The organism is Curtobacterium sp. MCLR17_042 (assembly GCF_003234695.1).
GTDB classification, from domain to species: domain Bacteria; phylum Actinomycetota; class Actinomycetes; order Actinomycetales; family Microbacteriaceae; genus Curtobacterium; species Curtobacterium flaccumfaciens.
The window spans coordinates 1-12,943 of record NZ_QKTD01000016.1 but is presented as its reverse complement, the minus strand read 5'-3'; the positions used below and the strand labels follow the sequence as shown (position 1 = coordinate 12,943).

The window sequence follows — 12,943 nt, the reverse complement described above, 5'->3', positions numbered from 1 at the left end:
CGGACGTGCACCGGGCGGTGTGTGGTGACCACTCCGGGTGCGGGGCGGACGGACGGGCCGGAGCCGTGCCTCCCGGCTGCCTCACCCGGACGACGCGAGACGCTGAGAGGGCGCCGAACGGCCGCGTGCCGGGCGCACCGACCGGCCGTGCCGGGTTATCGTCGGACCGTGCCCAGCCAGAAGCCCCGCGTCCGCCGCGTCCCCGTGGCGATGCCCGACGGCAGCACGCCCGCGCAGCCCTGGTACCGCTCGATCCACTTCTCCGGGTTCAGCCTGCTCATGCTCGCGATCATCGTGCTGTTCGTGGTGGTGCTCGCGCCGTCGCTCCGGACGCTCATCCAGCAGCAGGAGCAGATCGCCCAGCAGCAGCAGGAGGTCGCGAGCCAGAAGGCCGACGTCACGCAGAAGAAGCAGGACGTCGCACGCTGGGACGACCCGGCGTACATCGAGGCGCAGGCCCGCGACCGGCTGCTCTACGTGTACCCGGGCGAGGAGAGCTACCTCGTGATGGGCACCGAGGACAAGCGGGCCGAGAAGACCCCCACCACCGACTCCGGCACCCCCGTGAGTGCGAAGGTGCAGACGCCCAAGGTCGACTGGGTGCAGGCGATGCTCTCGTCGGTACTGCAGTCCGGACTGACGGACGAGCGTGCCGCCGACCTCGTCGCCCCCGACGTCTCCGGCACGGGCGACAGCAAGTAGTCCGAACCGCGGGGCGCGGAGCCGTCCGGCCCAACGGTGCGAGGGGTTCCGCTTCTCCGGTAGGCTCACGTTCCCGTGACGACCCCTCCCTTCGACCCGCCCTCCGACCGCGACGTCCAGGTCGTGTCGGCGCAGCTCGGCCGACCGGCACGTGACGTCATCGGGATCGCGGCACGCTGCGTCTGTGGCAACCCCACCGTCGTCTCCACGAAGCCCCGGCTGTCGAACGGCACCCCGTTCCCGACGTTCTACTACCTGTGCCACCCCGCGGCCACCGCTGCGGTCAGCACCCTCGAGGCCAACCAGGTGATGCCCGAGCTGGCAGCCCTGCTCGAGGACCCCGAAGTCGCCGCGCAGTACCGCGCGGCCCACGAGTCCTACCTGGCCGATCGCGAGTCGATCGAACACGTCGACGAGATCGACGGCATCAGCGCCGGTGGCATGCCCACCCGCGTGAAGTGCCTGCACGCCCTCGTCGGCCACGCCCTCGCCGCCGGACCCGGCGTCAACCCCATCGGCGACCTCGCGCTCGAGCGCGCGGACTGGTCGCCCTCCCGGTGTGAGTGCCGGGCGTATGATGACGGTGCAGACGCTGGAGTCGGGGCGGGTGGCGGCGAAGTCTGACCCGACTCCCGCACACCCCCCATCCAAGGAGATCATCCCCCGTGCCCAAGATCCTCGTCGTCGGCGGCGGTTACGCCGGTTTCTACACCGCATGGAAGCTCGAGAAGCACCTTCGCCAGGGCGAAGCCGAGGTCGTCATGGTGGACCCGCTGCCGTACATGACGTACCAGCCGTTCCTGCCCGAGGTCGCCGCCGGTTCCATCGAGCCGCGTCACGCGGTCGTCGCGCACCGTCGTCACCTCAAGAAGACCCGCGTCGTCACGGCGAAGGTCACCAAGGTCGACCACGCCACCAAGACGGCGACGATCACCCCGACCGAGGGCGAGGCGTGGGAGGAGTCCTACGACCAGATCGTCATGACGGCCGGTGCGGTGTCGCGCACGTTCCCGATCCCGGGCGTCGCGGACGAGGCCATCGGCCTCAAGACCATCGAGGAAGCCGCGTCCATCCGTGACCGCATCCTCAGCAACTTCCACAAGGCGGCGAACCTGCCGGCCGGTCCCGAGCGCGACCGCCTGCTCACCGTCGTCGTCGTCGGTGGTGGCTTCGCCGGCATCGAGGTGTTCGCCGAGCTCCGCTCCTTCGTCACCGACCTGCTGAAGAGCCACCCGCAGCTGTCCTTCGACGACACGCACTTCCACCTGGTCGAGGCGATGGGCCGCATCATGCCCGAGGTCTCCCTCGAGACCTCGCACTGGGTGCTCAAGAACCTCGCCGAGCGTGGCGCGACCGTGCACCTCGAGACCCAGCTGGCCTCGGCCGTGGGTGGCGTCTGCGAGCTCAAGACGAGCGACGGCGCGATCGAGACCATCCCGTCCGACCTCATCATCTGGACCGCCGGCGTCATGGCGAACCCGATGGTCAAGGGCACCGACTTCCCGCTCGAGCAGCGTGGCCGCATCCGCGTCCAGCCCGACCTGCGCGTGGTCGACGACAACGGCGTGATCGCCGACGCATGGGCCTGCGGCGACGTCGCAGCCGTGCCGGACCTGACCGGTGGCGGTGTCGGCGGGTTCTGCGTGCCGAACGCCCAGCACGCCGTGCGCCAGGCCAAGCAGCTCGCGAAGAACGTCGTGGCGACCATCCGTGGCGAGGCGACGACCGACTACAAGCACGAGAACCTCGGCGCCGTCGCGGGTCTCGGCCTCGGCACCGGTGTGTTCCAGTCCGGCAAGTTCGCCATGAAGGGCTTCCTGGCCTGGGGCGCCCACCGCGGCTACCACGGCCTGGCCATGCCGTCGTGGGAGCGCAAGTGGCGCGTCATCGGCGACTGGGTCGGTGGCTTCTTCCTGGGCCGCGACATCGTGTCGCTCGACGACCGCGAGACCCCCCGCGCCGCGTTCGAGGCGTTCGCGTCCCGTCCGAAGCCCGCTGCCGAGGCCCCGGCCGCGCCCGCCGCAGCCCCGGCTCCGGAAGAGGGCAAGGTCGCCGGTGCCGCCGGTCCCGTCTACGGCGAACCCGCGAAGGACGTCTCCAACGCCCCCGAGCCGGTGACGGCCCCGGCCGACGCCAAGTAGCACCACTCGTCACGAAGGCGGTCACCTGCGAAGGGTGGCCGCCTTCGCGCATCGGTAGGCTGTTGCGGCCCGCCCCCGTGGCCCAATCGGTAGAGGCACGCGACTTAAAATCGCTGAGTTGTGGGTTCGAGTCCCACCGGGGGTACGCCAGCACTGGGGAGTCTCCACGACGGAGGCTCCCCAGTCACCGTTTATCCTCCGCTTTGGAGTGCGGTATCTGTGACAGGTGGCCTCGGGTAGCCCCGGGTGACCGCTGGTGGCCACCGTTGCCCCCTGGTGTTTGCCAGCGTGGTGTTGCATGATTGACGCGACCACCATTCAGGGTGGGAGGACTGCCGACGGGCAGACCGAACCGAAGGAGGATCGCATGGCCATGCTTACTGGCAGCCACCGCGTGCAGCGCTACAGCGGCTTACGCCGACTCAGCGCACTGTTCCCGTTCAAGTTCACGGTTGTACGCACTCGGGAGCTCGAGGCGCTTGAGGAAGACGCCACGGCCTCGACGTATGCCGAGTTCGCCGCTCAGCCTGGGGAAGCTGAGTTCCGCGCCGCCCTCCGCTCTCGTAGAGACGCACCGCGCCCCGCTCACCACGCGTGACGGGGCAGTTCTACCGCGGAGAGGTCTACGCGGCGAACTTCCCGGACGTTGGTGAAGAGAAATATTGGGTAGTCGTGTCGAACAACGGGCGAAACCGTGGCTTCGAAGACGCCCTGGTCGTCCGAGTGACGACGACTACGCCGAAGCCCCATCCCTCGTGGGCTGTGCTGCCTCGAAACGAGTGTGTGCAGGGTGCTGTGGTCTGTGACGACATTGTGCGGATGTACCCAGAGGACAACCCCCGCCGGCTAGGCGCACTGTCGCAGCGCGCGATGGACTCGGTCAACGCTGGACTGAAAGCCGCCCTAGGGCTGTCCTAGCCGAACCGCTGCAAACGCCCCCGTTGGCCTGTCCGCGGGGGCGTTGATGTACCCGGATTACCCCTCCGGAGCTTAGGCAATAGCGGGATTGACATGCACGGCAACCCCGGTCTAGACTGAACACATGAAGCGGACGAAGTTGCTAACAGAGATCCAGACTCGTGCGGCGGAACGTGGCAAGGACTGCCACCTCCACAGGCAAGGGAAGCACGAAATCTGGAAGGTCAACGGAACATCTATCCCGATCCCACGGCATCGGGAGGTGAACGACTACACGGCCAAGCAAATATTGAATCAGGTGGACGAGGCCCTGGGGTAACAACCCCGGGGCCTCCCGGCCCGACTCACCTACACACTTTTCGTCCGCTTCGCTTCATAACCAACGGACCCCACCACACCACAGCCAGGAGGCAACATCATGGCGAACCGCACCACGTACGATGTGCACGTGCACCGAGAGGGCAAGTTCTGGGCCATCGACGTTCCAGGTGTCGGCTTTACCCAGGCAACTCGTCTTACCGAGGTCGAGGAAACGGCGCGTGACATGGTCGCTCTAACGACCGAGGTCGAGGAAGATTCCTTCGACCTCGCCGTTGACATCGTCATCCCCAGCAACGCCAAGGAACATGTCAAGCAGGCGCGTGCGCTTCGAGAGGAAGCCGCCCGCATTCAAGCGAAGGCAGCACTAGAGTCCGCTCTGTCTGCTGCCGTACTGAAAGAGGACGGGCTGACGTACCGCGAAATCGGTCTGGTGCTCGAGGTGTCTCATCAGCGAGCTCAGCAGTTAGCGTCGGGCGCGAACCGTGAGCACTCGGGAGCCGCCCTCGTCTAATTCACACGCTTGACGCTAAGTCAAAGGAACTGCCCCCACCGTCCTGGCGGGGGCAGTTTTGCGTTGTGGTGTGAAGCGTTGAGCCTCATTCGGCCGAAGTGAAGCGCAGCGCTACCTGGACGTTGCGGAAATCCCGTCGGGCATGGTCATGCCAAGACTGCTGCAGCTGCGGCGCTTCACGGACATTGAGCTGGCCAAAGAGATCCTGGCGCGCGCGCTCGAGGACCAGGACGGCGTGCTGAACCAGCCGGTCGACGAGAACCACCCCGCTTGGAAGAGCGAGGAAGTGTCAGACGTAGCGGCGACCGTGGATGACGACGACGAAGACTTCGACGTCGCGCCGGATGCCAGGGAACGTCAGGCGGCGTATGGCCTCGCAGCGAAGCGGGGTGTCAGGAAGGTGGACGAACCGCATGCAGAATGATCCCGACCGAACGCGACGGGGCTCGCCAGCACTGGTGGCTGGGGAACTGGGAGTGCGAATCACCCACGCACACCTTCCGGGGAACATGATCGGCTGCTACAACCCCCTGGAAGAGCGCGTCTACGCAGACTTGCGACTGACGCCATTCGAGCGGCGCTCCGTCATCGCTCACGAGCTCGGCCACGTCTACTACGGGCACACCTGTGATCTTGGGATGGCGAGCGCCATTGAGCGCCAGGCTGATGCGTTCGCTGCATCGCTCTTAATCGATCCCATTGAGTACGCACGCTGCGAGATGTTCAACGCGGACGTGCATGCAATCGCAGATGACCTCTGCGTCACCGTCGACATTGTGAAGGCATTCCGTCGCCACATTCTCAATCGAATTAGTGATCGGACGTATGCTGGGCATAGAAGGGTTGGCTAATGGCACGTCCAACATTGGTGCTCGGCACCTGGGGATCGATCAGCCGGACCCAACAGGGTCCGAACAAGTGGACGGCGAGCGCCCGCTTCCGTGACTTCGACGGCGTCACCCGCAAGGTTGCACGCCAGGGGGGCTACCGGCCGTCGAGCCGAAGACGCCCTGGTCGAGCACCTGCGCGACCGTGTGCGCACTCATGGATCCGACCTGACCGCGGACAGCAAGATCGCTGATCTTGCCGCGCAGTGGGTCACCGTGCTCGAGAAGCTGGGGCGCGCGCAGACCACGGTGCAGCAGTACAAGCGGTCACTGCAGACTAACGTGCTGCCTGCGGTCGGTGGCGTGCGCCTCCGTGAAGCGACGGTCCCCGTGATTGACCGCGTGATCGAAACCCTGTCGACCCGACGCGGCCCCGGTGCAGCGAAGACGGCCCGTGTGGTCCTCAACAGCATGTTCTCTCTGGCGGTTCGTCGCGGTGCGTTCGCAACCAACCCCGTGCGTGAAGCGCAGTCCGTGCACATGGAGCGCAAGGAAGTCCGTGTCGTCACGCTGGCAGAGGTGCAGAAGCTGCGCGTCGACCTGGTGGCTTGGGATACGGGCAAGGACGGGGCGGCCCGCGTGCGGACCACGGACCTTGCCGAACCGATCGACATGCTGCTGGGCACGGGCATGCGTACCAGCGAGCTCGTCGCGCTCAAGTGGTCTGACCTGAACCTTGACGTGGACGTGCCGACCGTCACCATTCAGGCCACCGCGGTGCAGCTTGACGACGTGGGGCTGATCCGCCAGGAACGCCCCAAGTCCGACTCGTCGTTCCGTCGACTGCAGCTGCCGCCGTTCGCGTGGGCCATGCTCGTTCGACGTCGCGAGCGCGCCTACACGGACTGGGTGTTCCCGTCCTCGACCGGCACGCTCCGATCGCCAGCCAACGTGCGCCGGCAGTGGCGCGAGTTCAAGCTGGCGAACGACTACCCGGACTGGGTGACACCCAAGACGTTCCGCAAGACCGTTGCACCGCCATCCGTGACGGCTCGGACATTGAGGAAGCGGGCGCTCAGTTGGGGCACGCCAACTCCGCGGTCACCCGCAAGTTCTACGCGGCACGCGAGTACCTGGGTCCCGACGTCCGCGACATTCTCTCCCAGTTCGGGGAGAGCGCGTGACCGACGTGCCCGTGCCCGTGAGCGCGCAGCAGTACCTGCAGGGCATGAGTGGTCTGGTGTCCGACCTGATGGCTGAGCAGAGCATGCCGCGACGCTTCTGGCCCGCTCAGACGGTCTACCCGACAACGCCCGACAGCCGGGCGTAGCGACCCAGCCGCCTGACTAGGATCGCGGCATGGATAACGACCAGACGCGCGTCGAAGCGCATTACCCCTTCACCAACACGTACTGGGTCGACGGGCGGGTGGCTTGGCAGGACGACTACTACCACGTGCCGCTCGAGCGCGGGGACGGAGTCATCCAGCCGGGGCAAGGCGGCATCCGTGCCCGCGTGGAAGACGTTTGGTACAGCCAGGACAAGCACGGCTACTTTGCGGTTGGCCGACACGTCTTCCTCCGAGACGTCACCGGCACGGAAGACGACCGCCTGGGGAACATGGCACCCGACTACTTCGCAACCGACGCGGAGTGATCGATCGATGACGGGCATGGGGGTTAGCGTTGTCTGTCCCATAGCTACCGCTTATCCTCCGCTTTGCTCGGGATTCTCCGGGATGACAGAGGACAGCGGGGGCAGTGAAGGTCCGAAAAAGTCCTGGTTAGACGTACTTCCGGGATACATGGGGGAAGTGACGGGATAGTCCGTCCCTATTCGCTGAGTTGTGGGTTCGAGTCCCACCGGGGGTACCGCCGAGACTCGGGCGAGCGGACAGTTCGCGCCGGTCACGACGCGAGTTCTGTCCGCACCGCCGAGACTCGGCGGCCGTACGAGACCAGACCACGCGCGGCCGAGCCCGCACGCCCAGTAGCATCGACGATCGTGGTCGGACTCGGAAGCGCACTCGCCAACCTGCAGAACGCCCTCCGCCGACCGGAAGCCCACGTCGAGGTCGTCGACGGCGAGAGCGTCCCGGTCGGCATGCTCCTCGGCACCCTCGGAGCCCTCCTCCTGGACGCCGGCAGCTCCGTCACCGACGTCCGGTCGGCGCTCGAGAAGGCCCGGGACGCCGCCGGGGTCGGACCGACGCTCGCGATCGGGGTCCTGCCCGCCCTGGTGATGGTGAGCGAGGTCTCGACGGGCGCCGCCACCATCGTCAACGCCGAGGGCGTCGAACTGTCGTCCCGCCAGGCCGCCCGCGCCAACCGGGTCGTGCTCGGGCTCGAGAGCGGCTCCATCGCCCTCGCCGAGATCCCCGCCCGCGTCCGGGCCATCCGGGCCGGCACCGTCCCACCGCCCGCGCTGCCGTGGATCCTCGGCAACGCCCTGACCTCGGCCGGCCTGGCCGTCGTCTTCCGCTGCCCCTGGTGGGCGATCGTCCTGGCGCTCGTCGTCGGCGGCCTGGTCGGCGTGATCGGACTGGTCCTCCGGCGCTTCCGCGAGGCCGTGGCGATCATCCCGTTCCTGGCCGCGTTCGTGTCGACGGCGATCGTCGGCCTGGTCGCCGCGGGCACCGGGTTCGAGCAGGTCCCGCTCTTCGCGGTCTGCGCCCCGGTCGCGGTGTTCGTCCCCGGCGCGCTCATCACCAACGCGTTGCTCGAACTCACCGCCGCGGACATCGTCACCGGGTCGTCGCGGCTGGTGCAGGGCCTCATCATGCTCGGCTTCATGGCCGCCGGCATCGCGTCCGGCAGCGCCCTGACCGGGTTGCACGTCGACCCGTCGTCGGCGGCGCTCGTCGGCGAGGTCGCGGGGGTCGGCACCGACCTGGCCGGCTGGGAGTCCGTGCCGGCGTACTGGGTGTCGTGGGTGGCGGTCGTGGTGCTCGCGGTCGGGCTCGGTCTGGTGTTCCGGTCCGGGTGGCGCCTGACGCTCGTGTCGGTGGCGGTCATGGTCACCGCCTACGCCGTGGTGAGCACGACGACGCCGCTCTGGGGCAGCGTCGTCGCGACCGGGGCCGCAGCGGCGCTGCTGTTCGTCGCGACCCGGTTGCTCGAGCGGCTCGTGCCGGCGATCCCGGCGACGGTGTCGTTCTTCCCGGCGTTCCTGCTGCTCGTGCCGGGGACGGTCGGGCTGGTGGCGGTGGCCACCTTCGACCCCGAGGCGCTCGCGACCCCGCTCGCGACCTTCGTCAGCCTGTGCATCGGGACGAAGATCGGCGGGCTCCTGCCCGGCCTCTTCGCCCGCAACGCGCCCCGGCGCGGGGTCGACGCGACCAGCTGACGGCCTGGAGGCCCGTGGCGCCGCCGCCATGGGCCTCCAGGCCGTCACCGGCCGGGTACCGGGCCCGCTACGGCTCGATCAGCCGGCCGGCTGCCTGGTCCGCCGCGGCCGTGTCCTTCGCCAGGTAGTGCACCTTCTTGCCGGTGGCGTTGTACGGGACGTCCGTGACGAAGCGGTACCGCCGCGGGCGCTTGTAGCGGGCGAGGCCCGGGTGGGACCCGGTCCACTCCTCAAGCGCGGCCGCTGCCTCGGCGTCGTCGGCCGGCAGCCGGTCGCCGGCACGGACGATGTACGCCGTGACGACCTCGCCCCACCGCGGGTCCGGCACGCCCACCACGATGGAGTCGGCGACCCCGGGGTGCTCCTGCAGCACCGCCTCGACCTGGACGGGGTGCACGTTCTCACCGCCGGAGATGACCATGTCGTCCTTGCGGCCCACGATCGTCACCCGCTCGTGCTCGTCCCACGTGGCGAGGTCGCCCGGGTAGAACCAGCCGTTCGCGAACTTCTCGGCCTCGAGCCCGGGGTTCCGGTACGAGTAGCCGGACTTCACGGTGCGGACGGCGAACTCACCGATCTCGGTGCCGTCCTTCGCCACCGTGTCGGTCGGGTCGGCCAGACGGTCCTCGTGCACGCGGACGACGGCGACGTCGTCGTCGGTCGATGCGCGACCGGTGGACCCGGCGCCGTCCGGGAAGTCCTCGGGGCGCAGGAACGTGTTCCAGAAGGTCTCGGTGGTGCCGTACCCGTTGAAGATCCGGGGCGACAGCAGCTCCTGGTACCGCAGTGCCGCGGCACGGTCGAGCGGTGCGCCCATCGTGACGATGCCGTTGAGGCTCGACAGGTCCCGCGCCCGGCGTTCCTGGGCGTCGGCGAGCTGCACCAGGTTCGGCGGGGCCCCGATCAGGAACGTCAGGCGCTCGGACTCGACCAGGTCGAGCACCCGGTCGGCGTCGAAGTGGCGCAGCGTCGTGAGTTCCGCGCCGACGTAGAACACCGGGTTCGGGCCGCCCGAGTACAGGCCGCCACGGTGGAACAGCGGTGACATGTTGAGCGTCTTGTCGAACGGACTGAGCGGGAAGTGCATGACCACGTCGTGCGCGCTGAGCACCTCGACCAGGCTCGGCAGCGGGACGGGCTTCGGACGACCGGTGGTGCCCGAGGTGTAGAGCCGAGTGGACTCGTCGTAGGTGCTGCGCGGGCCGATCGCCGCGAGTTCCTCGGGGGAGACGGGCTCGGACGCGAGCAGCTCGGCGAACCGGTCGTGGTCGCCGCCGACCGGGACGACCTGGTCCGGCCGGTGCGGCGAGGACTCGATCGCGGCGGTGATCGCACTCGTCCGCTCGGTGTCGTGCACCAGGACGGCGGGTGCGGAGTCCTCGATGATGAACGCGACCTCGTCCGGGGCGAGCCGGAAGTTCGTCGGCGAGAACACCGCGCCGATGCGGTGACAGGCCAGGTAGAGCATCGCGAACTCGGGTGAGTTGAACAGCTCGACCATCACGACGGAACCCCGTCCGCCACCGTGCCGGACGAGCCACCCGGCGATCCGGTCGACGACGTCGCCGAGCTCGGCGTAGGTCCACGAGCGGTCCGTCCCCGGCTCGCGCAGCGCGGGTCGGCCGGCGAAGCGGTGGGTGTTGCGGGCGAAGCCGTTCGCGTAGGTGAAGCTGCCCTCGAACACCTCGCGGAAGCGCGTTGCGTCGTAGTCGGACCGGGTGTCGGTGCGGGGTTCCGGGTCGGGTCGGGTGTCGGTGTGGGGTTCCGGGTCGGGTCGGGTGTCGGTCATCATCGCTCCTGCCGCGGTCGTGCGGTGCACACCGTCGGTGCTGCGCGGGCACCGGTCGCGCGGCACTGCTGCACCGCTGGTCCGGTGCGGCGTCGGTCGTCCGTGTGGGACGGCGAACGTCCTCCGTGCGGTGCGACCAGCACCGATCGTCACACTAGCCCGCTGCCCGCGAACCGGCCCGGAAGTGCGTCTTCTGTCCCGGGGGCGGTGCGGTGCGCCGCTCCGGAGGCCCGGCGCGGGTCAGACGCGGGCCGCGCGCCGGTCGGTGCGCAGCCAGACCAGGGCCGCGATCGCGGCCGCCACGCAGGCCGCGGCGATGCCGACGAGCAGGGCCGGTGCGGCGTGCGTGCCGGTCGTCCCCGAGTAGACCGCGGTGGTCAGCGCGACGGCGACGACCGCGAGCGCGACGTACCGACCGCGGGATGCGGCGAGCAGTGTACTGCCGGCGGACCCCGCGACGGGCAGCAGGGTCGCGACGACGGCACCGAGGCCGCCGACGCACAGCGTGATGGCGAACTCCGACCCGAGCGACACCCAGAAGCCACCGCCCGCGAGCAGGCTGTGCAGCACCCAGCCGGCCGCGGCGAGTCCGAGCAGCGCCAGCACCCGCCAGGTCGCCCCCCGGGCGCTCGTGGCGATCCCGGTGCCGAGGCGGAGTGGGCCGGTCCCCAGACCGGGGCGGACGGACGGCACGAGGACGACCCCGACGATGAGTGCGGGGGACAGGTCCGCCGCGCGGGTGACGCCGCACGCCACGAGGGCTGCGAGCACGAGCCACGGCGACACCCGGAACCCGACGGTTCGATGGTCGCTGCCGGCTGCCCACCGCGTGGCGAACACGACGGCGGCGGTCAGGACCCCGGTCCCGGCGAGGACGGCGATCGCCAGACGGGCGTAGCGGGCCTCGAGCTCGACGCCCACCCCGAGCAGGGTGCACAGCGCCGCGACGGACACCGCGATGGTGATCGACGCCCAGGTCGGCAGGACGTCGTCGCCGCGTGCGCGGTCCGACCGCGAGCGGTTGCGGCCGAGCAGCCCGGCGAAGGGCGAGCGGAGGCGACCCCGGGTGACCGCGGCCACGAGGGCGAGCGGCGCGGCGATCAGCAGGAGGAACCCGGCGGCGACGGCGGTGGCGACCAGGACGGTCTTCCACGAGAACGCGGCCTGGATGGTCGGGACGGTGCGGTCGTAGGTGGTCGCCGCGGTCCAGTCGCCGGCGGGGCCGGACCAGTCGGGGTGGCCTCCGGCGCTGCCGACGCCGGCCGGGGTGCTGCCGGTGCCGGTGCCGTCGCCGTTGTTGGACCCGTTGCCGTTGGCGGTGCCTGCTGCGCCGCCGTCGTCGTTGCCGTTGCCGTTGCCGCCGTCGCCCCCGTGGCCGGCGGCGTTCGTGCCGGTGCCGGTGCCGGTTCCACCGTGGCCGGTCGCGCCGGGGGTGCCCGCCGTCGAGCCGGATCCCGGCGTCGACGTGCCCGGCGTCCCCGGGGTGTCCGTGGCGCCCGGGGTCGGTGTGGCGGTCGGGGCCGTGGTGGTGGACCACACCGTGACCCGGACGGCGGCCGACGACCGGGAGTAGTTGCCGGCGACGTCGTGCTGCGTCGCGGTGAGCTGGTGCCCTCCGGCGCGCAGCGTCGACCCCGCGGTGGAGCACGACCACGAGGCGTCCGACGCGACCACCACGCCGCACACCGGCGCACGGTCGACGTACACGGTCACGCGGGCGCCCGGCTCACCGGTCCCGGACACCGTCGTCGAGCGGGTGCCGATCCGTTGGCCGTCGTCCGGTGTCGTGATGCGCGGGGCGGCGGGCGCCGTGCGGTCGACCGTGATCGTCACGGGAGCGGAGGCCGCGCTCCGCAGGTCCGACCGGTAGCCGCGCGCCGTGCTGGCGGTCTGCGACGCGGTGACGGTGAACCGGCCGTCGGCGAGCGACCCGAGGGCGGCCACCCACCGGCCGTCCGCACCGACCCGGGCGGTCTGCTGGGCCGAGGAGCCGGACACCGACAGCAGCACCGTCGATCCGGGGTACCCCGTACCGGAGACCGTTCCGCCGGTGGGCCCGGCGGCCGCCAGGGTCGGCGGGACGATGACGTCCGAGGCCGGTGCACTCGCGACGGGCAGTGCGGCGACGAGGTCGCGCACCGTGAAGACCTGTTGCGGGCCGGAGCGGACGGTGCCGAGGCAGGCCCAGGAACCGTTCGGGTCCACCCGGGTCGTGCACCCGGACGAACCCGTCGCGGCCGGGCCGGTCACCCGGACGGTGTGCCCGGGGGTGCCGGTGCCGTGGAAGCGCGTCGTCCCCGTCGTGACGTCACCCGGGTCGGCGATGGTGGGCCGAACGGCGGGACGCGTGGGGGTGGGCGTCGGGGCGCCCGGCCGGCCGGGGCTCGGC

General features: G+C 69.9%; 13 protein-coding genes and 1 tRNA gene. 12 read left to right on the top strand and 2 right to left on the bottom strand.

The features are described 5' to 3' along the window. Positions 1-168: 168 nt before the first annotated feature. The 12 genes from DEJ02_RS14805 to DEJ02_RS14750 all read left to right on the top strand — a co-directional run bounded on the left by DEJ02_RS14805 (position 169) and on the right by DEJ02_RS14750 (position 8,765). Entirely contained in the window at positions 169-702 is a 534-nt protein-coding gene (locus DEJ02_RS14805) for a septum formation initiator family protein (RefSeq protein ID WP_111029598.1), read from the top strand. Positions 703-777: 75 nt separating this feature from the next. Continuing rightward, entirely contained in the window at positions 778-1,326 is a 549-nt protein-coding gene (locus DEJ02_RS14800) for a DUF501 domain-containing protein (RefSeq protein WP_071406119.1), read from the top strand. A 41-nt stretch (positions 1,327-1,367) separates the two neighbouring features. Next, positions 1,368-2,843 carry an NAD(P)/FAD-dependent oxidoreductase gene (locus DEJ02_RS14795; RefSeq protein WP_017886746.1) on the top strand — a complete coding sequence of 492 codons (1,476 nt, stop codon included), beginning with the start codon at positions 1,368-1,370 and terminating at the stop codon, positions 2,841-2,843. A gap of 71 nt (positions 2,844-2,914) precedes the next feature. Continuing rightward, positions 2,915-2,988 (top strand) — tRNA-Leu (locus tag DEJ02_RS14790). A gap of 449 nt (positions 2,989-3,437) precedes the next feature. After that, complete coding sequence (locus tag DEJ02_RS14780) at positions 3,438-3,761, top strand: type II toxin-antitoxin system PemK/MazF family toxin (RefSeq protein WP_111033594.1); 324 nt, start codon at positions 3,438-3,440, stop codon at positions 3,759-3,761. A gap of 124 nt (positions 3,762-3,885) precedes the next feature. Then, positions 3,886-4,080 (top strand): type II toxin-antitoxin system HicA family toxin, encoded by a 195-nt coding sequence (locus DEJ02_RS18790; protein ID WP_375342369.1) that lies wholly within the window; start codon positions 3,886-3,888, stop codon positions 4,078-4,080. Between the two features lie 99 nt (positions 4,081-4,179). Continuing rightward, positions 4,180-4,593 (top strand): hypothetical protein, encoded by a 414-nt coding sequence (locus DEJ02_RS14775; protein ID WP_111033593.1) that lies wholly within the window; start codon positions 4,180-4,182, stop codon positions 4,591-4,593. Positions 4,594-4,741: 148 nt separating this feature from the next. Further along, positions 4,742-5,017: a hypothetical protein gene (locus tag DEJ02_RS18545; RefSeq protein ID WP_181440377.1), complete on the top strand. Its 276-nt coding sequence runs from the start codon at positions 4,742-4,744 to the stop codon at positions 5,015-5,017. Next, positions 5,007-5,444 (top strand): ImmA/IrrE family metallo-endopeptidase, encoded by a 438-nt coding sequence (locus DEJ02_RS14765; protein WP_181440376.1) that lies wholly within the window; start codon positions 5,007-5,009, stop codon positions 5,442-5,444. Before DEJ02_RS18545 ends, DEJ02_RS14765 begins: the two co-directional genes overlap by 11 nt. 90 nt (positions 5,445-5,534) lie before the next feature. Next, positions 5,535-6,680 (top strand): tyrosine-type recombinase/integrase, encoded by a 1,146-nt coding sequence (locus DEJ02_RS14760; RefSeq protein WP_375342368.1) that lies wholly within the window; start codon positions 5,535-5,537, stop codon positions 6,678-6,680. A 99-nt stretch (positions 6,681-6,779) separates the two neighbouring features. Continuing rightward, positions 6,780-7,076, top strand: coding sequence for a hypothetical protein (locus DEJ02_RS14755; RefSeq protein ID WP_111033589.1), 297 nt, complete (start codon positions 6,780-6,782; stop codon positions 7,074-7,076). Between the two features lie 348 nt (positions 7,077-7,424). Beyond that, complete coding sequence (locus DEJ02_RS14750) at positions 7,425-8,765, top strand: threonine/serine exporter family protein (protein ID WP_111033588.1); 1,341 nt, start codon at positions 7,425-7,427, stop codon at positions 8,763-8,765. Between the two features lie 67 nt (positions 8,766-8,832). Here the strand turns inward: DEJ02_RS14750 and DEJ02_RS14745 are convergent, their stop codons facing one another. Together DEJ02_RS14745 and DEJ02_RS18540 are read right to left on the bottom strand one after the other, a co-directional pair. Then, positions 8,833-10,554: a class I adenylate-forming enzyme family protein gene (locus DEJ02_RS14745; protein WP_111033639.1), complete on the bottom strand. Its 1,722-nt coding sequence runs from the start codon at positions 10,552-10,554 to the stop codon at positions 8,833-8,835. Between the two features lie 240 nt (positions 10,555-10,794). Further along, positions 10,795-12,943 (bottom strand): Ig-like domain-containing protein (locus tag DEJ02_RS18540; protein WP_111033587.1); only part of this gene is annotated, 2,149 nt, incomplete at its 5' end.